The sequence below is a fragment of the Streptomyces eurocidicus genome, assembly GCF_002891295.1.
Lineage (GTDB): Bacteria > Actinomycetota > Actinomycetes > Streptomycetales > Streptomycetaceae > Streptomyces > Streptomyces eurocidicus.
Map to the genome: position 1 here is coordinate 251119 of NZ_LGUI01000005.1, position 21057 is coordinate 272175.

Annotated in this window: 19 protein-coding genes; 9 read left to right on the forward strand and 10 right to left on the reverse strand. The window is 73.2% G+C overall.

Annotated features, from left to right (window positions below; genetic code table 11):
• Positions 1-10: 10 nt before the first annotated feature.
• The 6 genes from AF335_RS18060 to AF335_RS18085 all read left to right on the forward strand — a co-directional run bounded on the left by AF335_RS18060 (position 11) and on the right by AF335_RS18085 (position 8101).
• Positions 11-568, forward strand: a complete 558-nt coding sequence (locus AF335_RS18060; RefSeq protein ID WP_102919428.1) for a hypothetical protein — start codon at positions 11-13, stop codon at positions 566-568.
• Between the two features lie 434 nt (positions 569-1002).
• Entirely contained in the window at positions 1003-1740 is a 738-nt protein-coding gene (gene cseB / locus AF335_RS18065; protein ID WP_280524637.1) for a two-component system response regulator CseB, read from the forward strand.
• A gap of 5 nt (positions 1741-1745) precedes the next feature.
• Complete coding sequence (locus AF335_RS18070; RefSeq protein ID WP_244927075.1) at positions 1746-3017, forward strand: sensor histidine kinase; 1272 nt, start codon at positions 1746-1748, stop codon at positions 3015-3017.
• Positions 3018-3145: 128 nt separating this feature from the next.
• On the forward strand, positions 3146-3928 hold the full coding sequence (locus tag AF335_RS18075) for an ABC transporter ATP-binding protein (protein WP_102919429.1): 783 nt from the start codon (positions 3146-3148) through the stop codon (positions 3926-3928).
• A 111-nt stretch (positions 3929-4039) separates the two neighbouring features.
• Entirely contained in the window at positions 4040-6613 is a 2574-nt protein-coding gene (locus tag AF335_RS18080; RefSeq protein ID WP_102919430.1) for an ABC transporter permease, read from the forward strand.
• Positions 6614-6907: 294 nt separating this feature from the next.
• Positions 6908-8101 (forward strand): serine hydrolase domain-containing protein, encoded by a 1194-nt coding sequence (locus AF335_RS18085; RefSeq protein ID WP_102919431.1) that lies wholly within the window; start codon positions 6908-6910, stop codon positions 8099-8101.
• 15 nt (positions 8102-8116) lie between these two features.
• On the opposite strand, the gene AF335_RS18090 is transcribed toward AF335_RS18085, so the two are convergent.
• Positions 8117-9358: an erythromycin esterase family protein gene (locus tag AF335_RS18090; protein WP_102919432.1), complete on the reverse strand. Its 1242-nt coding sequence runs from the start codon at positions 9356-9358 to the stop codon at positions 8117-8119.
• 58 nt (positions 9359-9416) lie between these two features.
• On the opposite strand from AF335_RS18090, the gene AF335_RS18095 reads away from it, so the two are divergent.
• Complete coding sequence (locus AF335_RS18095; protein WP_102919433.1) at positions 9417-10148, forward strand: TioE family transcriptional regulator; 732 nt, start codon at positions 9417-9419, stop codon at positions 10146-10148.
• Between the two features lie 124 nt (positions 10149-10272).
• Here the strand turns inward: AF335_RS18095 and AF335_RS18100 are convergent, their stop codons facing one another.
• From AF335_RS18100 to AF335_RS36230, 3 genes are all read right to left on the reverse strand, one after another.
• Positions 10273-10917: a hypothetical protein gene (locus AF335_RS18100; protein WP_228773570.1), complete on the reverse strand. Its 645-nt coding sequence runs from the start codon at positions 10915-10917 to the stop codon at positions 10273-10275.
• 300 nt (positions 10918-11217) lie between these two features.
• Entirely contained in the window at positions 11218-12078 is an 861-nt protein-coding gene (locus tag AF335_RS18105) for a hypothetical protein (protein ID WP_102919434.1), read from the reverse strand.
• Positions 12079-12325: 247 nt separating this feature from the next.
• Positions 12326-13426: a helix-turn-helix domain-containing protein gene (locus AF335_RS36230; protein ID WP_102919435.1), complete on the reverse strand. Its 1101-nt coding sequence runs from the start codon at positions 13424-13426 to the stop codon at positions 12326-12328.
• 771 nt (positions 13427-14197) lie between these two features.
• Between AF335_RS36230 and AF335_RS34710 the strand changes: the two genes are divergently transcribed.
• Positions 14198-14731, forward strand: coding sequence for an AfsR/SARP family transcriptional regulator (locus tag AF335_RS34710; protein WP_170127739.1), 534 nt, complete (start codon positions 14198-14200; stop codon positions 14729-14731).
• On the forward strand, positions 14682-15128 hold the full coding sequence (locus AF335_RS34715; protein WP_170127740.1) for an AfsR/SARP family transcriptional regulator: 447 nt from the start codon (positions 14682-14684) through the stop codon (positions 15126-15128). Before AF335_RS34710 ends, AF335_RS34715 begins: the two co-directional genes overlap by 50 nt.
• A gap of 26 nt (positions 15129-15154) precedes the next feature.
• Here AF335_RS34715 and AF335_RS18120 read toward each other — a convergent pair whose 3' ends face one another.
• From AF335_RS18120 to cysC, 6 genes are all read right to left on the reverse strand, one after another.
• On the reverse strand, positions 15155-16282 hold the full coding sequence (locus AF335_RS18120; RefSeq protein WP_102919437.1) for an acyl-CoA dehydrogenase family protein: 1128 nt from the start codon (positions 16280-16282) through the stop codon (positions 15155-15157).
• Positions 16283-16388: 106 nt separating this feature from the next.
• On the reverse strand, positions 16389-17537 hold the full coding sequence (locus tag AF335_RS18125) for an acyl-CoA dehydrogenase family protein (protein ID WP_102919438.1): 1149 nt from the start codon (positions 17535-17537) through the stop codon (positions 16389-16391).
• Positions 17515-18318, reverse strand: a complete 804-nt coding sequence (locus AF335_RS18130; RefSeq protein WP_102919439.1) for a thioesterase II family protein — start codon at positions 18316-18318, stop codon at positions 17515-17517. Before AF335_RS18130 ends, AF335_RS18125 begins: the two co-directional genes overlap by 23 nt.
• A gap of 8 nt (positions 18319-18326) precedes the next feature.
• On the reverse strand, positions 18327-19604 hold the full coding sequence (locus AF335_RS18135; protein WP_102919440.1) for a sulfate adenylyltransferase subunit 1: 1278 nt from the start codon (positions 19602-19604) through the stop codon (positions 18327-18329).
• A 2-nt stretch (positions 19605-19606) separates the two neighbouring features.
• Positions 19607-20515 (reverse strand): sulfate adenylyltransferase subunit CysD, encoded by a 909-nt coding sequence (cysD, locus tag AF335_RS18140; RefSeq protein ID WP_102919441.1) that lies wholly within the window; start codon positions 20513-20515, stop codon positions 19607-19609.
• The gene (cysC, locus tag AF335_RS18145) at positions 20512-21045 is read right to left on the reverse strand and encodes an adenylyl-sulfate kinase (protein WP_102919442.1); all 534 of its coding nucleotides are present in this window, start codon (positions 21043-21045) and stop codon (positions 20512-20514) included. Before cysC ends, cysD begins: the two co-directional genes overlap by 4 nt.
• Positions 21046-21057 lie beyond the last annotated feature (12 nt).

Consider the following 21057-nt stretch of genomic DNA (forward strand, 5'->3'; position numbering starts at 1 on the left):
GGAAACCCGGATGTACGACTTCGATCCGTCGACCTATCAGCCGATCTCCCCGGACGTACCGGTCGAGGAGATCGCCAAGAACTTCCAGCACCCCCGCACCCAGACCGACGGAGTCGGCCTGCGGGCGGTGAACCGGTCCGAGTTCACCCTGCTGGCACCGGTCATCCAGCCGACCGGACCCGCCGTCTTCCTGGAGCGCGCCGAGAAGGCGTGCATCGAGGCGCCGTACTGGGAGAACCGTCTCGGGACCGTCCACGACCTGCGTGTCGCGCTCGTCGACGACGGCCGGCAAGTGCTGTTCTGCGCCACCTACAGCGACGAGTTCAAGCCTTACGTCATCGACGTCATCCGCTTCGCCACCCCTTGGATCGACTACATGTTCACCGACGTCGCGGTCGGTTACCCGGGGCTGGCCTCCGACGAGGCGATCGGCTACATCACGAAGCACCAGGTGCAGGCCCATGTCTGGTACGGGGGACCGAACCCGGAGGCCAGTCCCAGGGACATCGCCAAGGGCCTCGCGGTGGCCTCCGCGTTCGACGGCCTTCTGGACGCGGCCCAGGGCTGACCCGTCTCCGGCTCCCAGGTGCTCACCGGCCCGGCGGGGCCTCGGGCACGCGAGCGTTACCGGCCCCCGGCACCCGCCGTCCGGGAGGAGCACCCACGGCGGTTTTGTATCGGATACGTATCAGGAAGCGCTTGATCGCCCATCGGATCCGCGCTCCCGCCCTCGGCGAAGGGGCCCGGCACAGGCCCGCGAAGAGCTGGAGAGCCCCGGCACCACCGGTCGCCCGATCCCGGCGACACCCGGCCTGACCTGGTACTCAGCGAACGAAGAGGAAAGGGAGGGGCCGCGGGAACCGGCGCCGCCGCTCCCCCGCGCGACGCGGTCGCCGCATCTGACGTCTGCCGTATCGTTCCCACAGGTCACCGATCGTGCGTACGACCGGGGCCCGTGTCCCGCCCGGACCATCCACGCATTCGTACAGGAGTTGCCTGCCCGTGTCCTCGTCCACCCCGGCCGGGGTCTCGTCGCGCCCTGTTCGCGTGCTGCTGGTGGAGGACGACGACCTGATGCGCCGGTCCTTCACCGTCGCCCTGGAGCGCTACGGCTACGGGATGAGGGCCGCGGCCGACGGGCTCACGGGGCTCGAACTCTTCCGGGACGAGCACTTCGACCTGCTGATCCTGGATGTGATGCTGCCCGGCCTGGACGGCATCGGCCTGTGCCGCAGGGTCCGGGAGACCAGCCTGGTGCCCGTTCTGATGATGTCCGCCCGCGGTGACGGGCTCGACGTCGTCGCCGGCCTGGAGGCCGGAGCGGACGACTACGTGGTCAAGCCGGTGGACACCTATGTCCTCGTCGCACGCATCCGCTCGCTGCTGCGAAGGGCGACCTACGCGCCCGCCCCGGGCCCCGGACACGGCGCGGTCGAGGGGCCGCCGTCCGAGGGCGGGATGCCGGCGTTCGGCGACCTGACCATCGACACCGCCGGTATGGAGGTGTTCGTCGCCGGGAAACCCGTGGCGCTGACCCCCACCGAACTGAAGCTGCTCCTCGAGTTCGCCGCCCACCCCGGCGTCGTACTGGAGCGGCACACCCTGCTGCGCAACGTCTGGGAGTACGGCTGGGACGGCGACAGCCGGGTCGTGGACCTGTGCGTGCAGCGGCTGCGCAAAAAGCTGGGGCGGGAGCGGATCGAGACGGTCCGCGGCTTCGGCTACAAGCTCAGGCGCTGAGGCCGGTGCGTCCGTTCCAGCGGCTCCGCCCGGCCCTCGCCTCCCTGCGGTGGAAGATCGCCGCGCTGGCCGCGGCCACGGCATGCCTGGTCATGGCCGTGGTGGGCGTCCTGGTGCACGTGTGGATCGCACAGGACATCCGCGACCGCGCCGAAGCGCAGGCGTTCAACACCGTCTACTCGGCCATGGAGGTCCACCGGCGTACCGGAACGCCGGCGGACGGCGCCGAGCTCGACCCGGCCGACCTGCCCGTAGCGCTGCGCCACCCGGCCGACGGCGACCGGCACACGGCCTACGACGGGCGCGTCGAGGGGAATCTGGGGCCGAGCGTCTGGGCCGCCCAGCGGACCGGCGGGCCGGACAGCCCGGTGCTCGCCGTCCGGGTCAACATGGGCCCGCAGCTCCACACCCTGCGCCGGCTCGACGTGATCATGACTGTCGCCTCGCTGCTCGCGCTCGCGGCGGCCGTGCCCCTGGCGGTCTACGGGGCCGGGCTGCTCGGCCGCCGGCTGCGGCGGGTCTCCGAGACCGCGGGCCGGATCGCCGCCGGGGACCTCGACGCCCGGACCGGACCCACCAAGGGCGGCGACGAGGTGGCCGACATCGCCGCGACCGTCGACCTCATGGCCGACAGCCTCGGCCACCGGCTGCGCACGGAGCGCCGGTTCACCGCGGACGTGGCGCATGAGCTGCGCACCCCCGTCGGCGGTCTGCTGGCCGCCGCCGACCTGCTGCCGCCCGGCGAGACGGAGGATCTGCTCCGGGCCCGGGTGCGCGATCTGCGCGGCCTGGTCGAGGACCTGCTGGAGATCTCCCGGCTGGACGCGGGCGCCGAACAGCCCGTACGCGCCCGGGTGCCGCTCGGCGCCGTCGTCTCCGAGGCCGTACTGCGCACCGGGTTCGATACCGAGGTCACCGTCACCGGGACACCGGGCGCCGAAGCCGACCGGGGCGGGGAGACCGTCGAAACCGACCCCCGCCGCCTGGAGCGGATCGTCGGCAACCTCGTCGCCAACGCCCACCGGCACGGCGACGCCCCGGTACGGGTCACCGTCGAGGGCCGTACGGTCGTCGTGCGCGACCACGGCGCCGGCTTCCCCCCGGACCTGCTGCTGCACGGCCCGCGCCGGTTCCACACGGGCGCGGCGGAGCGCGGCACGGGTCACGGCCTGGGCCTGACCATCGCCCTGGGACAAGCCCGGCTCCTGGGCGCCGAGCTGCGCTTCGACAACGCCCCCGACGGCGGCGCCGTCGCCACCCTGCGCCTGCCGGCCTGACCGGCCGGCCCCCGCCCATACACAACTGCCGCGAAGCGGAGCGGCCACCGATACACAGTGGCTCAGGCCCCGATACGTTCCCCCGGCACCCTTCGAAGTGCACCTTTCCGCACCGAAGAGGAGTCCCTGTGACCGCCGACCCCTTTGCCCCGCACGCGCTGCGCACGACGCCCGGGATCGCGGCCGCCACCACCGACCTGACGAAGGTCCACGGCAGCGGCGACACCCGGGTCGTGGCCCTGGACCGGGTCAGCATCGAATTCCGCGAGGGCGAGTTCACCGCGATCATGGGCCCCTCCGGCTGCGGCAAGTCCACCCTGATGCACTGCGCCGCCGGGCTCGACTCCCCCAGCTCCGGCTCCGTGCGCGTCGGCACCACCGAGCTGAGCGCTCTCGACGACCGGCAGCTCACACAGCTGCGCCGCGACCGGATCGGCTTTGTCTTCCAGGCGTTCAACCTGCTGCCGACGCTGACCGCGCTGGAGAACATCACGCTGCCGCTGTCCATCGCGGGGCGCCGCCCCGACCAGCAGTGGCTGGACCGTGTGGTCGCCATGGTCGGCCTCTCCCAGCGCCTCGGCCACCGGCCCGCGCAGCTGTCCGGCGGACAGCAGCAGCGCGTCGCCGTCGCCCGCGCCCTGGCCTCGCGCCCCGCGATCGTCTTCGGTGACGAGCCCACCGGCAACCTCGACTCCCGCGCCGGGGCCGAGGTCCTCGGCTTCCTGCGCGAATCGGTACGCGAACTGGGCCGGACCGTGGTCATGGTCACCCACGACCCCGTCGCCGCCGGCTACGCCGACCGCGTCGTCTTCCTCTCCGACGGCCGCCTGGTCGACGAGATGACCCGCCCCACCCCGGACCGGGTCCTGGACCGGATGAAGGCTTTCGACACCCGGGCACACACCGGCTGACCGCGCGCACCGGCCGACCGGTCCACGCGCCGGCCGACCGGCTCGCCCGCCGGCTGTTCCGGCCGTGCCGCACCCACCTCGCTCCCTCTCCCCCGTTCCCGAAAGCTGCCCATGCTGAGAACAGCCCTGCGCAACGCCCTGGCGCACAAGGCCCGTCTGGCCATGACCGTCCTCGCGGTCTGCCTGGGTGTCGCGTTCGTCTCCGGCACCCTCGTCTTCGCGGACTCGTCCGCCGCGGCCTACCGCGCGGCCGCGACCCGGAACTTCGCGGGCGTCGCGGTCACCGTGACCCCGAAGTCCCCGCCGCCGGGGGCCGCCGCGGACCGGTCCGCCGGAGTGCTCGACGACGCCCTCGCGCGGAAACTGGCCGGCGTCCCCGGCGTCGCCGCCGTACGGCCGTCGGTCGACGGTGTGGCCACCCTGAACGCCTCCGACGGCACTCCGCTGCGAGCCGACAAGGCATGGGCGCACCCGGCCGCCGCCTACGTACCCGGCGCGGACGGCAAGGACAGCCGCTATCCGCTGGTCAAGGGGCGCGCCCCCGCGAACAGCGGCGAAGTGGCCCTGGACAGCGGCACCGCCGCCGCGGGTCACTTCCGTACCGGCGACACGGTCACGCTCGCCGTCGACGGCCCGGTCATGACCAAGCGGCTCGTCGGCATCGTCACCACCGAGGACTCCCGGGTGACCGCCGGCGGCACCCTCGCCCTGTTCGACAAGGCGACCGCCCAGCACCTGTTCGCGACCCCGGGCCACTACACCGGGATCGACCTGTCCGCCGCGGCCGGCACCAACCAAGCCGAGCTCGCCGGCCGGGTCACCGCCGTACTCCCGGCCGACCGCGCGGAGGCCACCACCGGCAGCGCCCAGGCCGCCCAGCAGGCGACCAACGTCGAGACCATGACCCGGGGCTACAAGAAGATCCCGATGGTCTTCGCCGGGGTCTCCCTGTTCATCGGCTCGTTCCTCATCGTCAACACCTTCACCATGCTCGTCACCCGGCGCAGCCGTGAGATCGCGCTGCTGCGGGCGATCGGCGCCTCGCGCCGCCAGGTGGTCCGCTCCGTGCTCTGGGAGGCCCTCCTGGTCGGCCTCGCCGCGTCGGCGGCCGGTTTCGTGGCCGGCCTGGGCATCGCCTCCGTGCTGCCCGACATCCTGGGCACCAGCGCGGACCCGCTGCCCAGCGGCCCGCTGGTGATCGGGGTACGCCCCGTCGTGGCGGCGCTCGGCGTGGGCGTGGGAGTCACCGTGCTCGCCGCGTGGCTGCCCGCCCGCAGGGCGGCGAAGGTCGCGCCCGTCGAGGCGATGCGTACGGCCGGACAGCCGCCGTCGACCGCGCGGTCCCGGATCCGCGCCGTGGTGGGCCTGGCCCTGCTCGCCCTCGGCGCCGGTCTGCTGATCTCGCTCACGGGAGCGAAGGACGCCTCGGAGGCCAACCTGCGGAGCGCGATGTTCGGCTGCGCCGTCCTCGTCGTCGCCATGGTCGTGCTCGCGCCGCTGCTCGCCGGCCCCGTGATCCGGCTGACCGGACGCCTGACCGGCCGCTTCGGGCTCACCGGCCACCTCGCCCGGCAGAACGCGCTGCGCGACCCGCGCCGCACCGCGGCCACCGCATCCGCCCTGATGATCAGCACCGCGCTGGTCGCCGGACTCGCGGTCCTCGGCAGCTCCACCGGCCAGGCGCTCGACCGGCAGGCCGCGGCCGGCCTCGGCGCCGACTACGTGATCGGCACCCGCACCCCCACGCTCACCGTCGACCCGGCCGCCGTGCGACGGGTGACCGACACGCCCGGGGTGCGGACGGCGACCGCCGTCACCGACTCCACCGTGCTCCTCGGCGGCAGCAGCAAGGAGATCTCCGGCGTCGACCCCGGCACGGTGAAGGACGTCATGAGGCTCGACCTCACCAGCGGCTCCCTCGCGGACCTCGGGCCGGGCCGGATCGCCGTCTCCGGCACCGTCGCCCGGGAACACGGCGTGCGCGCGGGCGGCAAGATCAACGCCAGCATGGGCACGGGCGGCCCCGGCCGGGAGTTCAAGCAGTACACCGTCGCGGCCGTCTACAAGGACAACCCCATCGCCAAGGACGTGCTGGGCGCCCGCGCCGAGGTGGCGAAGCACAGCTTCACCCCCGGCTCCGTCCAGCGCGTCCTCGTCCGCACCGACGGGGGCACGGTCTCCAGGACCATCGAGGACCGGCTGCGCACCGCCGTCGGCGACAACCCGCTGCTGAAGGTGCAGGACCGGAAGGCAATCGTCCGCGAGGCCGCCGGCACCGTGGGCGAACTGCTCACCCTGATGTACGGGCTGCTCGTCATCGGCGCCGTGATCTCCGCGCTCGGCATCGTGAACACCCTGGCCATGTCGGTCGCCGAACGCACCCGCGAGATCGGCGTGCTGCGCGCCGTCGGCATGGACCGGGCGGGCATCCGGCGGATGATCCGGCTGGAGGCGGTCACGGTCGCCGCGTTCGGCACGCTCCTCGGCCTGGCGGGCGGTCTGTTCAGCGCCTGGGCGGTCGGCTCGCTGGCCAACGGCGCCATGACGGAGTACTCGCCGGCCCCGCCGTGGGGGACGCTGCTCCTCGTCTGCCTGCTGTCCCTCGCGATCGGCGCGATCGCGGCCGCCGTCCCGGCCCGCCGGGCAGCCGCCCTGAGCCCGCTGGAGGCCGTCGCGGACTCCTGACACGCGGCCACCGGCACCACTGCCGTACGGCTGGGACGCCCTCCTGAACAAGGGTTGCGAGGGCGGGCGTCAGATCTCCGGCGGCCAGTGGCGGAAGCCGGGCATCGCCCGCGCCCGCCAAGGACCCCACGGCGGCGGGGACGTCCCCGCCGCCGTGCCGTAGCCGGTCACCCGGCGTGCGCCGTCCACCGGGCGCCGGGCGCACCCGACACGGGAGAGTTGCTTCGCTTGCGCCGTACCGTGAGCCGGTCGGCTCCCCGGAAGTATGGGTCCTCCCAGTCGGAGGGAGTTCCCATGACGGCATACACGGTACGGGCGGCCCTTGCCGCCCTCGTCGCCGCGGCCACGCTGGCGGTCGCGGCCGGCCCGGGCGTCCCGGCGGCAGCGGCGGGTGCGCCCGCCGCTGCCGCCGGGCGCCACGAACAGACCCGGGCCGCCATGGACGCCGCCGTCGCGGGCGGCGTCCCCGGCGTCCTGGTGCAGGCTCACGACGCGCACGGCACCTGGCGCGCCGCCGCCGGGGTCGCCGACCTCGCCACGCGGCGCCCGCCGCTGCCCGGCGACCGGTTCCGGGCGGGGAGCATCTCCAAGACCTTCATCGCGACGGTCCTTCTCCAGCTGGCGGCCGAAGGCCGGCTGAGCATGTCGGACACCGTGGAGAAGTGGCTGCCGGGCACGGTCCGCGGCCACGGCCACGACGGCCGCGAGATCAGCCTCCGGCAGCTCCTCAACCACACCAGCGGCATCTACGACTACACCGAGGACCCCGCCCTGCACCTCCAGGGCAAGGACTATCTGGCCCACCGCTACGACACCTGGGAACCCGGGCAGCTCGTGGCGGTCGCCATGCGGCACAAGCCGAACTTCGCCCCCGGGACGAGCTGGGGCTACGGCACGACCGCGTACGTCCTCGCCGCGATGGTCATCGAACGGGTCACCGGCCGCACCTACGCCTCGGAGGCCGAGCGGCGGATCTTCAGGCCACTCGGGCTGTCCGCCACCGGCCTGCCCGGAACGGACACCCGGATTCCGCACCCGAGCGGGCGGATGTACACCAGATTCCCCGACGACCCGGGGCGAACGGTCCACGACATCACGGAGTTCAACCCCTCCTGGGCCTGGTCCGCCGGTGAGATCATCTCCAGCCCCGGCGACCTCGACCGCTTCTACGCCGCCCTGATGCGCGGCGAGCTGCTCCCCGCCGCCCAGCTCAAGGAGATGACGACCACGGTCCCCTCACCCGACTTCGGCGACGGCCAGGACGACGGCCTGGGGATCTTCCGGGCCACGTTGCCCTGCGGCACGGAGGTCTGGGGGCACACGGGCTTCATGCCCGGTTCGCAGAGCGTCGCCTACACCACCCGGGACGGGCGGCACCGCCTGGTGGTCAACTTCAACACCGACTGGGCCGGCGACACCGACGCGGCCGCGTACGTACTCCTCGCGGAGTTCTGCGGCACGGTCCCGCCGGCTTCGCCCGGCCGGTGAGCGCCGGGCGGGCGGTCATCGGCAGGCCGGCCGCCGGGCCGGTCCCCGATCGTCGCGCCGACTCCGCGGGACGTCCTTGACGAACACGAGCCCGTCGCTTCCCGCCAGGTGGGCCGGGTCGAGCGGGAAGTAACCGTAGTAAGGGGAGACGCGGGGAGGGGGCGGCGTGTCTTCGAGGGCGGCCGCCAGTCGGGGGGCGTCCACGACGCAGCTCTCCTCCGGGAGCGCGTACAGGAGTTCCTCGACGGTGCCGGGCGGCGGGGTGTCCACTCCCTGGTGACGGATCGTGCCGAGAGCCGTCGCCAGGAAGCCGTACCCGTCGCCCAGGCGGGCGCTCACGATCGCCCCGGCGCTCCACCACTCCAGCCGGTCGCCCATCAGCATCGCGCTCTTGTTCCGCTGGAGATGGAGGTTGTGGGCGTGGACCAGGGCCGGGCCCCGTTCGGCGACGGCGAGGAGGTTGTCGGCCATCATCCGGTCCCGCAGACCCACCAGCCGCGCCATACGGGCCGGTGACGTGTCGGCCATCCAGAAGTGGTAGCGCAGCAGACCGACGGCGGTGCGTCCGTACAAGCGCGCCCGGTCCCAGGCTTCCCGTGACGTCGCCGCGATCAGGTGCGGCGTCTGCGCGTCGAGCAGCGCCACCAGATCGTCGGCGAACAGCCGCAGTTGCCCGGCCCCGGCCGACCGCCCCACGGACCGGGCGGGGTCCGTCATCACGGCGGGATCGGTCCACCGGTCGTCGGCGCCGAGCAGGCGGTCGAGCGCTTCCCCGGTGCAGGGGAGCAGGCCGGCGTCCACCCGGGGTGCGAGAAAGCCGTGGAGCGCGGTGAGGGCCTGCCGGGGGCTCGCGGCGCCGGTGATCTCCAGCGGGCCGTCGAAGCCGGCGAAGCGGAGGCGCTCGGACGCGGGCCGGCCGTCGTTGTGGACGCGCATCCAGCGCACGAGTTCGCGATTGGCCGCGGACGCGCCGAACCCGTGGCTGAACCCGTGCTCCATGACGTCGTCGAGGGTGCCCGTGCCCGAGGTGACGTAGTCGTCCACGAGCAGGCCCGCCGTGCAGTCGCTCTCGATCGCGATCGTCCGGTAGCCCTCCTGCTCGACGAGCTGCCGGAAGAGGCCGTTGCGGAGGTCGAGCAAGGTGTCCTCGCCGTGGGTGGGTTCGCCCAGGGCGAGCACCCGTGGCCGGGCCGGGAACAGCCTCATGACGGCCGCGGCGTCGACGGGGTACGCGGTGTCCTTGATGTCGGTTGCCATGCCTTCAACGGTATCGTTGAACCTTCGGTTGAAACTTTTTCGCGATATCGGCAGGCCCATGGGACAAAACCTTCAAAGCGGTGAGCGGCTCAGACCGATCGACCTGGCGCGCGGGCACGGTCTGTCCACGCAGGCGGTCAGGAACTACGAGGAGGCCGGCATCCTTCCGGCCGCCGGTCGCACGCCCCACGGCTACCGCACCTACACCCCGCTGCACGCGGGCGCCCTGCGCGCGTTCCTCGCCCTGGTGCCCGGGCACGGTCACCCGACGGCGACGTCGATCATGCGGGCGGTGAACGAGGGCGCGGTCGACGAGGCGTTCCGCCTCATCGACGAGAGCCACGTCCAGCTCCTCGACGACCGCCGGACCCTGCGGGCCGTGGAGAGCGCCCTCCGCGACCTGGACACCACCACGGCGCCCGAGCCGGCGGCGGTATCCGGGCCCGGCGGCACGTTCATCGGGCCGCTGGCGGGGAAGCTCGGAATCCGGCCCGCGACGCTACGGAAGTGGGAGCGCGCCGGGCTGGTCCGCCCGCGCCGCGACTCGCGGACCGGGTACCGCGTCTACGACGAGCCGGACGTACGGGACGCCCGGCTGACCCACCAGCTCCGGCGGGGCGGCTATCTCCTGGAGCAGATCGCCCCGCTGATCACCCAGGTGCGTTCGGCCGGCGGGCTGGAGCCGCTGGAGGCCGCGCTGTGCGACTGGCGCGCCCGCCTGTCCGCCCGGGGACGGGCGATGCTGACCGGCGCCGCCGAGCTGGAGGCGTATCTCCGCGAACGCGGATGAGACTTCGCTCGCACCGAACCGGACATGATGGGCAACCCGCCCTACGGGCAGTGGCTCGCCGACCACCCCGGCATCGCTCCCGGCACTTTCACCGAGGCCGCGACCGCCGCCGACGGGATCGTCGTCAACGGGCATCGACAGCGCCGGCGCCGTCCGGGCCGCCGGTCTCCCCGCGGGTAACGGTCCGCTTCCCGCGGGCCGGCGGCGGCCAGGCCCGTTCCTCGGAACGGTGCTTGCGCGCGGTGACGTAACTGAACGGCTCGGAGACTCCGGCACTGTGGTGGCCGGCCGCCGAGAGGGCCAGGGCCAGGCGTTCGCGCGGTTTCAGGTCCAGGCCCGCGGTGGCGTGCAGAGCGCCGAGCGCGAATTCGTCCCCGCAGCCCACGGCCGCGTATCCGTCGGCCGGCTCGGCTATCTGGTAGTCGTCGTGGAGGGCGAACAGGCGGCCGTGCACCCCGATGAGGAACGTCCCCGCCTTCTCCTGATCGGAGTCCTTGCGCGCCCAGCCGCCGTCCTTGAGGCACTTGCGCAGCTTGTCGACGAAGACGGTGGTCATGAACCGGTCCAGGTCCCCTCTGGGATTCGGTGCCTTGAACGCGTGATGCAGCAGCTGTCCCATGCGGAAGCTGGTGGTGAAGCCCATGGCGTAGGGACCGTTCCGGAAGACCTTCGGGTCCAGGCGTACGGTCAGTCTGAGCCCGGCGACACCGGCCGAGTCCCCGCCCAGGTGCACCCGGCCGTTGTGCACGAGCCCGGCTATCACGGTCATGGTCTCCCCCTCCGATGTCCACCCTTTCGATACTGCGCCCGGGGAAGCGGGCGGAAACCAGCGGCCCCGGCCCCCTGGGTCGGCGTCCCGGGCCGGCAGCCTCCCCGCGCGGCGTCAACTGGTCCAGGTGCGTGGACAGCACGTGGCGCACCAGCGCTCTGCCGGACTGCGCGCCGCCGTCCAGCGACTCGAAGGCGGGAAGAGCGGGGTGCCCCGGTCGCCGCGGCAGGGCGAGCCGCACCGGCCTCTCCGTCGGCTGTCCCCCGACAGGGGCGGCGGTGGGACCGCCGCCCGCCGCCGTCAGTACGTCAGGACCACACAGCCCGGGTTCCCGGCCTGGCCGGGCTGGCCCTTGAGACGGCTGAAGTGCCCCGGGGGAATCGGGGGAGTGATGATGTCCCCACCGCCCTGGCCACCGTCCCCGCCACGGCCCGCCCCGGCCGGGCAGGTCGACGGCACGGCGTACGGTCGCGCGCCCGCGCCTCCCGCACCGCCCGCCACCCTGGTCCCGACCAGGCCGGAAGCCGAAGCGGCCCCCGGCCTCGACGTGGGCTCGCCGACGCACCGGCCCTTGCCGAGACCACTGGTGACATCGGTTCCCACGCCCCCGGCTCCCGGCCCGACATCCAACTGCCCCCGGATACCGGCGGCACCGCCCGCCCCACGCGGAGCCCCGGCCGTCTGCTGCCCGTTCGGGAAGTGAACCGTGGACCCGCCCTTGTCCCCGCCGGCTTCGCCGTCGGTCGGACTGAACCAGACCAGAGTGCCGCCCGCGCCACCCGCGCCACCACCGGCGACGTCGATCGACAGGGTCTCACCGGGGGTGACGTTCAGGGTGCACTGGAAGTAGCCGCCGGCAGCGCCGCCCGCACCGCCCCCGCCGCCGAACATGGCCGCATCGGGTGTGCCCGGAGCAGCGGTGTCCAGCCCGGCACCCCCGCCCCCGCCGCCGCCCCCGGGACCCACGGCCGTCATCACGATCTTCGTGACGCCGGCCGGGACCTTCATTTGCGTGGTCTTCGCCTCACTGAACGTCAGGGTGGTCTTCCCACCCGCAGGAGCCGCGAACGCCTGCCCCATCGGCAGGACGCCCCCCAGCACCCCCGATGCCACCGCCATCGCCACAACAGCCCGTCGCCGTAACCCGTGCCTCATAGCCATCTCAGTCCTCCCTAGTTGGCGTCGAATAGCCCGAATGTACGGATCATGACGGCATACCGGGAGTCGATCATCAGCCATCATTTCCCCACTCGTCCCAAAACGGATCTCGGCGCCGTGCACCACGCGCGACCGACCATGCCGGTCGCGCGGCACCGAAATGCCTGGGGCCCGGCCCGGAGATGACGCCGGGACGGGCCCCAGGTGTGGGGGGTGAGAGGAAGGTACGAGAGGTGGGGTGCCGGAAGGCTCAGCTCACCAGGCCGAGGCGGGCGGCGCGTACGCCCGCCTGGAAACGGCTCCCCGCGCCCAGTTCCTGCATGAGGGCGGCCAGATGCCGGCGGAAGGTGCGCGACGACATGCCCACCCTGCGGGCGATCACTTCGTCCTTGAGGCCCGAGGCCAGCAGCTGCAGGATCGTCGCCCTCAGGTCGCCCAGCGTGTCCCCGTATCCGGGCGCCGCGCCCTCGACCGGGCCGGCCGGCTCCCACAAACGCTCGAACATCCTGCCGAGGAACGCGACCAGGCGCTGTTCATAGGCGAAGGCGCCGCCGTCCGCGCCCTGTCCGTCCCCGGCGGGGAGGAAGACCGCCTGCCCGTCGAAGATGACCACGGGGTCGAACGCCTCGGTGCACGTGCGCACTTGGGCGCCGTCCTGGACGAGACGCGCCAGCACCGAACGCGCGGCGGCGTCCGCGCGCAGCGTGTGCGGGCACAGGACCCGGGTACGGACCTTGTTCCGGAGCGGCTCCCGGAGCAGTTCGAGGAGGAAGGGGTCCTGCCGGGACACCTCCTGGGCCGAGAGCATCACCAGGATCTCGAACCGGCAGCCGCCCGCCAGGTTCGCCAGCCGCAGCCGCTCCTGGCGCAGACCGGCTCCCCCTTCCGTGGCACCGGGCGGGAAGGCGCCGTCGTACACGGCGGCCCGGACGGGGCCGTCCTCCGCGGACGGCACCCCGGCGAGCAGCGGGTCGGCGACCGGGGTGCCCGCCGGGGCGGACGGCCGCGCGGTACGGCGGGAGGAGTGGAGGGCGGCGGTGAAGGACGCCAGTCGCTCATGGACACCGGCCAGTTCACGGTGGGCGTCCTCGATCGTCCGCTGCAACGGCACCGTCAGTTCCCGGCGCGCCACCTCCGGTCCCACGGCGGTGAAGCCGCCCCCCGAACCGGCCGCTCCCACCAGCAACCGCAACTCCCGCAGTTCCGCCACCGCCCGTGCGACCCGAGCGGGCGGCAGACCGAGCTCCTCGGCCGCCTCCTCCACCGTCACCGAAGACCGCTCGAGCGCGCACGCGTAGACCCGCAACGCGTACTCCCCCAGCGCCGCCGCCGGCCCGCGGACGTCGACCACGGCGGATACCCGTCCGGAGCCGGAAGCGACGGATGCCGGGGCAGGAGGGTTACGGAAGGCGGCGGTTGTCACGGGGCCCGGCGGGACCGCGGCTCGGTGACGGGCGTACGACACACCTGCCACGACCGCCTCAGGCACCGCCGTCGAAACGGGTGCTACGGGTGTCGCGAGTGCGTGAACCGGTGCGGCTTCCTTGAGCATCTTCACCCATCTCTGATGTGCCGGCGGTATTCCGGTGCGGGAGAACGCCCCGACCGGCACCGCCGTTGAGGGATCGGCGGCCGGACGGGCTGTGCGCAGGGTGGAGCAGTGTGGCCACGGGGGAAGGTGGGAAGAAAGAAAGCAGGAACGACTTCACAACGGGGACAGCGCGGCGGGGGACGGCCACCCGCACCGCACCGGGGCGGCCCCGCACAGGTGGTGCGGGCGCCTCCCGGCATGTGCGCGTGCCCCCTACTGCCACACTCACGCGGCTGCACCCCCGTACCAGCCGCGTAAATGTGCGCACGGACGGCGGCGACCGCCCGCACCGGCCAAGTGGCCCCAGCGTCGGCAACGTTACTCAGCGGACCAAAACCCGTCAAGGCATCCGCTATAGCGGATGACTGCGACGGCGGCCGCCCACGCGGACACCGGCGTCGACGCGGCGACGGCGCGGCCGTCACTCCGGCGGCACCGGCCGCTGGAAGTAGCTGCTCGGGGGCGGCGCCGAGGCCGTGCCACGGGCGCAGGCGGTGACGGCCTCGGGAGTCACGGGCGAGGTCCGAGCGCTTGACCCAGAACTGGCGCAGCTCGCCCATGGCGATGGTGGGCGAAGGCGCCGGGGTGATACTGACGCCGGAACCACCCGACCTCGGCGCCGCTGCGGTGCGTCTCGACCCGTGGGGATGCATGTCCGAGAACGACCGACGCCCCGGAGACGACACGGCGGCCACCGGGCTCCGGCTTCTGCTGCTGCCCGCCTTCGAGCTCAGCAGGCACGGCCGGCGGCTGCGGCTGCCGGCGGGGGCACAGCGGCTGCCGGCGTTCCTCGCCCTGTCCGACCGGCCGCAGCACCGCGCCGTCGTCGCCGGCCGGCTGTGGGCGGACCTGCCCGGCGACCGGTCGGCCGCCGCGCTGCGCACCACGCTCTGGCAGATGCGGCGGGCCGCCCCGGACCTGGTCACGGGCCACGGGCCACGGGCCACGGGCCACGGGCCACGGGCCACGGGCCACGGGCCACGGCGCGCAACTGGGCCTGTGCTCTTCCGTGTCGGTGGACCCGCACGAGTCGGTCCGGTGGACCCGGCTGCTGGAGGCCGGTGAGCATCCCCGGGGATGCCGGCTCCCGGCGCTCGTCCACGACCTGCTGCCGGAGCGGCTGGACGAGTGGGTGGTGGTCGAGCGGGAGCGGTACCGGCAGATCCGCCTGCACGCCCTGGAGGCGCTGTGCCGGAGGCTCACCGAGCTCCGGGACCATGCGTCGGCCATCGAGGCCGGGCTGAGCGCCGTCTCGGCCGACCCGCTGCGCGAGACCGCGCAGCGGGTGCTGATCGAGGCGCACATCGCCGAGGGCAACCTCTCCGAGGCGGTCCGCCAGTACCGTGCCTACGCACGGCTGCTCCGCCTCGAACTGAGGGTGGAACCCACAGCTCCGCTCACCGCCCTCCTACCGGACGCCGCGCGTACGCACCGTGTCGGCGCGGCCGCCCACCGGGCCTGAGCCGCGAGGGACGGGACCGGCGCCGCTCAGTCCGCCGGACCCCGTTCCCACAGCAGCGGCATGACGTCGGCCCGTACCCGTGCCGGTGAACCGAGCACCCGTGACTCCACCGTCGCGCGGCGGTAGAACAGCTGGGCGTCGCTGGCGTCCGTCATGCCGTGGGCGCCGTGCAGGTGGAGTACGTCCCGGCCCGTGTCCTGGGCCAGGGTGGCGGCCATGGCCAGGGCCTGACCGGCCGTCAGGCGGTGGTCGCGGCCGGTGTCGCCCTCCCAGGCGGCCTGCTGGGTGAGCAGGTGGGCGGCGTCGACACGGGTGGCCAGGCGGGCCAGCTGGAAGGCCGGCGCCTGCTGCTTCGCCAGGGCGCCGCCGAACTGCCGACGCTCCTTGAGCCGGTCGGCGCCGAGCCGTAGGGCGCCCCGGGCGAGCCCGACCAGATAGGCCGCCTGGAGGGTACGGGCGGAGGCGATCAGCTCGTGCCAGGCCGTCTCCGCGTCGCCCTCCGGGGTGAGCCAGAAGGTGACCGGGGCGTCGGCCAGCCGCACCGCGTACAGCTCGCCGCGGCCCAGTTCCTCGTGTCTGCGCAGGTGGACGCCGGGCTGGTCGCGCCGTACCAGGGCCGTCCGGTGGACGCCGTCGGCGGTCCGGCCCGGGACCAGCAGCCAGTCGGCCTCCGCCGCGAAGCCGACGAAACGCCGCTCCGCACCGACGGTGTCCCCCGTCGCACCGGCCGCGAGCGGGGCGTCGTACGGGCGAACGCCTCCGTCGCGCACCGCGGCGGCCACGGACGCGCCCTCGGCGATCTCCTTGAGGAGACGCTCGCGCCCGGGGTCCGGAGCGCAGCGCAGCAGGGCCTCCGAGGCGAGCACCGTGTCCAGCAGCGGCCCCTGGTAGAGAACCTCACCCAGGCGTTCGGCCAGTACGGCGAGGCCGCGCAGGCCACGGCGGTCGCCGGGGGCGGGCGACTGGTTGAGACCCAGGGCGCCCATCCCGGTCAGCGCCTGCCAGACCAGCGCGCGGATCTCGGCGTCGTCGGGCGCGGCGCCGTGGCGCGGGCGGTCGGCCATGCGGCGGATGAGCGGGGCGAGCTCGTCACCCAGGATCTCGGTGACCTGCTCGCGCAGTTCCTGGTGCTCCGCGGCGAGTGTGACGTCCATGGCGGTCCGGTCTCTCCGGTTTCTCTCGGTGGCTGGGCTCGGTGCGGCGTTCGCGGCGCTCAAGGGTCCCGGGGTGCTCGAAAGCCCCCCTGGACGCCCGGCCGGCTCAGGCGAGGAGGCCGAGGCCGGCGGAGGCGATGACGGTCAGCATGACCTCGGACGTCCCCGAGGCCAGGGTCAGTCCGGGGGCTTCCCGGCAGGCCGCCTCCAATACCCCGTGCCCCAGGCTCTCCTCGTCGTCCCCGGCGAGCAGGGCGTCCAGGCCGGCCGCCCCGGACGCGGCGAGAGCGACCTCGCGGCCCGTCTCCCCCGCCCAGTACTTGGCCATCGCCGAGCGCACCTCGTCGCTCCGCCCGGCGTGGAGGTCGTCCACGCACCGCCACGCCAGCAGCCGGGCGGCGCGTACGTCGGCGTCGAGGGCCACCAGCCGGTCGGCCTCGGCCGGGGCGAGCCCTTCCGCACCGGTCCGCTCCAGGGCGGCGTCCAGCCAGCGGCGCGCCTTGGCCTGGAACTCGATGCCGGTGCGCTCCAGGCCGAGGATCTCGCCGATGACGCCCCAGCCGTCGTCGACGGTGCCGAGCACGTCCTCCTCGGTGACCCGGATCCCGGAGAGCGTCACCTCGTTGAAGCGCTCGTCACCGATGTTCCACAGCGGCTCCACGGCGACGCCCGGGGGGCGCAGGGGCACCAGGAAGACGGTGATCCCGTGGAACGGGACCTCCGACTCCGTCGTCCGCGCGGCGCACAGCGCGAAGTCCGCCAGTTGGGTCTTGGCGCTGTAGACCTTCCGGCCGGACAGCCGCCAGCCGTCGCCGTCCCGCTCCGCCCTGGTCCGCAGGGCGCCGAGGTCGGACCCGGCCTCCGGCTCGCTGAACAGCACCCCGGCTACGCTCTCGCCCCGCGCGATCGGCGGCAGCAGCCGTGACTTCTGCCGGTCGGTGCCGTACAGCAGCAGGGCCAGGCCGACGATGTCGACGCTGAGGGTGTGCGCGATGTCGGGCACACCGTGGGCGATCAGCTCTTCCGTGAGGATCGCCTTCTCGGCGATGCCGAGCCCGCTCCCGCCGTACTCGCGCGGCCAGTTGGGCGCCAGCAGCCCGCGCTCCCCCAGCCTGCGGTAGATGTCCAGGAGGCCGCCCTCGGTGCCGGGGCGGGTGCGGACCGCGGCGGTCTCGGCGCGCACCTCGTCGGTGTCGAGCAGCGCCCGCACCTCGTCGCGGTAGGCCCGCTGCTCAGGCGTCGGTGCGAGGTCCATCCACGCCGCCCCCTTCCTTGTCGTCGTGCTCCTCCTGCGCCCGTCGCATACCGGTGGCGAGCACGTCGATCAGGTGGTCGGGGGCGCCGAGGAACGCGTAGTGCTCCCCTTGGAGGACCGTCGAGCCGAACCGGCCGGGCTCGGCGTACTTCTCCCAGCCGCCCATCTGGTCCGGCCTGATCTCCCTGTCGGCGTCCCAGCCGATGGTGTGCACCACGGAGGGCAGCCGGACCGGCTCGGCCAGGTGGTAGGCACGGTTGGCGTCCACGTCGGCCCGCAGCACCCCGAGGCTCATGTCGATCAGGCCGGGGTGCGGTGTGCCGCCCATGGCCCGGGTCAGCTCGCCCAGCTCGACGGCCAGCTCGTCGTCCGTCATGCCGAGGAACCGGCCGAAGGGGCCGTCGTGCGGGGCGACCTGCGAGGAGACGAAGAGCGCGGACGGGGTCGGCAGCCCCTCCCGCATCAGGTGGAGGGCGGTGGCGAAGCCCGGCAGGGCGCCGCCGCAGTGCCCGAAGAACGCGAACGGCCGGTCCAGATAGGGCAGCAGCGCCTCCACGAGCGGCCCGGCGAGCTGCTCGTATGTGACGTAGTGCGGGTCGCGCAGGCGGTTCTCCCGGCCCGGCAGCTGGATCAGGCACACCTCGGCGGGGCCGATCCGCTTGGGCCAACGGTTGTACATCGACGCCCCCACACCGGAGTACGGGAAGCAGAAGAGCCGGGTGGGCGCGTCTCCCTTGGGTTTGCGCAGCAGCCAGCGCTGCGGGCGCGGCGTAGGAGCCATGCGGGAAGTCACCTCGTGAGGGAAGCGGCGAAGGCGGTGCCCGCCATGCCGGCGGTCAGGGTGGTGCCGTCGGTGGGGTCGATGAGGAGGAAGGAACCAGTACGGCGGGAGTGACCGTAGGGGTCGAGGGCAAGAGGTTCGGCGGTGCGCAGGGTCACTTCGCCGATGTCGTTGGCGGTCAGTTCGCCGGGGTGGGGGTGGTGGGAGAGGTCGTCGAGGGTCAGCCGGGAGGGGATGTCCTTGACGATGGCTTTCATGGTGCGGGTGGTGTGTTTGAGCAGGACGCGGTCGCCCACGCGCAGGGGTTTGTCGGCGACGTGGCAGACGGTGGCCTGGACGTCCTGGGTGGGTACGGGTGCGGTGGTGGTCGGCGCGATCAGGTCGCCGCGCGAGACGTCCAGGTCGTCGGCGAGACTGACCGTCACCGACTGCGGGGCCCATGCCTCGTCGACGGCTTCACCGAGCGCGTCGATGCCGGTGATGGTGCTGGTGCGGCCGGAGGGCAGGACGGTGACCTCGTCGCCGACGGTGAGGACCCCGGAGGCGATCTGGCCGGCGTAGCCGCGGTAGTCGGGGTGGGCGGGGGTCTGGGGGCGGATGACGTACTGGACGGGGAAGCGGGCGGTCTCCGCTGCCGGGTCGGTGGCGACCTGCGCTCCCTCCAGGTGCTCCAGCACGGTCGGGCCGCCGTACCACTCCATGTGCGAGGACGCTTCCACCACGTTGTCGCCGGCCAGGGCCGAGATGGGGATGGCGGTGACGTCGGGGATGCCGAGGGAGGCGGCGTAGGCGGTGAACTGGTCGGCTATGGCGGCGAAGGTGTTCTCGGTGTAGCCGACGAGGTCCATCTTGTTGACGGCGAGGACGAGGTGGGGGACGCGCAGGAGGGCGGCGACGGCGGCGTGGCGGCGGGTCTGTTCGACGACGCCGTTGCGGGCGTCGACGAGGACGATGGCGAGCTGGGCGGTGGAGGCGCCGGTGACCATGTTGCGGGTGTACTGCACGTGTCCGGGGGTGTCGGCCAGGATGAAGCGGCGGCGGGGGGTGGCGAAGTAGCGGTAGGCCACGTCGATGGTGATGCCCTGTTCCCGTTCCGCCCGCAGTCCGTCGGTGAGCAGTGCCAGGTCGGGTGCTTCCTGGCCGCGGTTGCGGGAGGCGTGCGCGACGGCCTCCAGCTGATCGGCCAGCACCGACTTGGAGTCGTGCAGCAGCCGGCCGACCAGGGTGGACTTCCCGTCGTCGACGGAACCGGCGGTCGCGAAACGCAGGAGGGTCGTGGTGGTCATGGTTAGAAGTACCCCTCGCGCTTGCGGTCTTCCATGGCCGCTTCCGACAGCTTGTCGTCGGCGCGGGTGGCCCCGCGCTCGGTCAGGCGGGACGCGGCGATCTCGGCGATGACGGCCTCGATGGTCAGCGCGTCGGAGTCGACGGCGCCGGTGCAGGACATATCGCCGACGGTGCGGTAGCGCACCAGTCGTCTCTCCGTCCGCTCGCCTTCCCTGGGGCCGCCCCAGTCGCCGGGGGCCAGCCACATTCCGGCGCGGTGGAAGACCTCGCGTTCGTGGGCGTAGTAGATGGAGGGCAGTTCGATCTTCTCGCGGGCGATGTACTGCCACACGTCGAGCTCGGTGAAGTTCGACAGGGGAAAGACGCGGACGTGTTCGCCGGGGGCGTGGCGTCCGTTGTAGAGCTGCCAGAGCTCGGGGCGCTGGCGGCGCGGGTCCCAGCCGCCGAATTCATCCCGCAAGGAGAACACGCGCTCCTTCGCCCGCGCTTTCTCCTCGTCCCTGCGCCCGCCGCCGAACACCGCGTCGAAACGGTGGCGTTCGATGGCGTCGAGAAGGGGTGGTGTCTGCAACGGGTTACGGGTGCCGTCCGGGCGTTCCCGCAACCGCCCCGTGTCGATGAATTCCTGCACCGACGCCACTTCGAGGCGCAGCCCGTGTTCAGCTACCACCCGGTCCCGGTAGGCGAGGACCTCGGGGAAGTTGTGCCCGGTGTCCACGTGCAGCAGGGCGAAGGGCACGGTCGCGGGTGCGAACGCCTTCAGCGCCAGATGCAGCATGACGATGGAGTCCTTGCCACCGGAGAAGAGGATCACCGGCCGTTCGAACTCCCCGGCCACCTCACGGAAGACGTGCACCGCCTCCGACTCCAGCGCGTCCAGGTGCGACAGCGCCCACCCGCTCCCGCTCATGCCAGTCCCCTCTCCACCAGCAGCCGGTGCACCACGGCCGCCGACTCCGTCACGCTCGTCCCGTGCGCCTCGATCCGCAGATCCGGCGACACCGGCTCCTCGTACGGGTCGTCGACCCCGGTGAGCCCGGAGATCTCGCCCGCGGCCTGCTTCGCGTACAGGCCCTTCACGTCCCGCACCGAACAGACCTCCACGGGCGTCGCCACGTGCACCTCCAGATATCCGGTGCCGTGCTCCTGGTGGTGCTTGCGGACCGCCTCCCGGGCGTCTGCGTAGGGCGCGATCACCGGCACGAGGACGGCCACCCCGTGGCGGGCGAGCAACTCGGCGACGAAGCCGATCCGCCGCACGTTGGTGTCGCGGTCCGCGCGGGAGAAACCCAGACCGGCCGAGAGGAACTCACGGATCTCGTCACCGTCCAGCACCTCCACCCGCCGCCCCTCGCCGCGCAGCCGCTCGGCCAGCGCCCGCGCGAGGGTGGTCTTCCCCGCGCTCGGCAGCCCGGTCAGCCAGATGGTGGCCCCGCTCATCGCTCGCTCCCT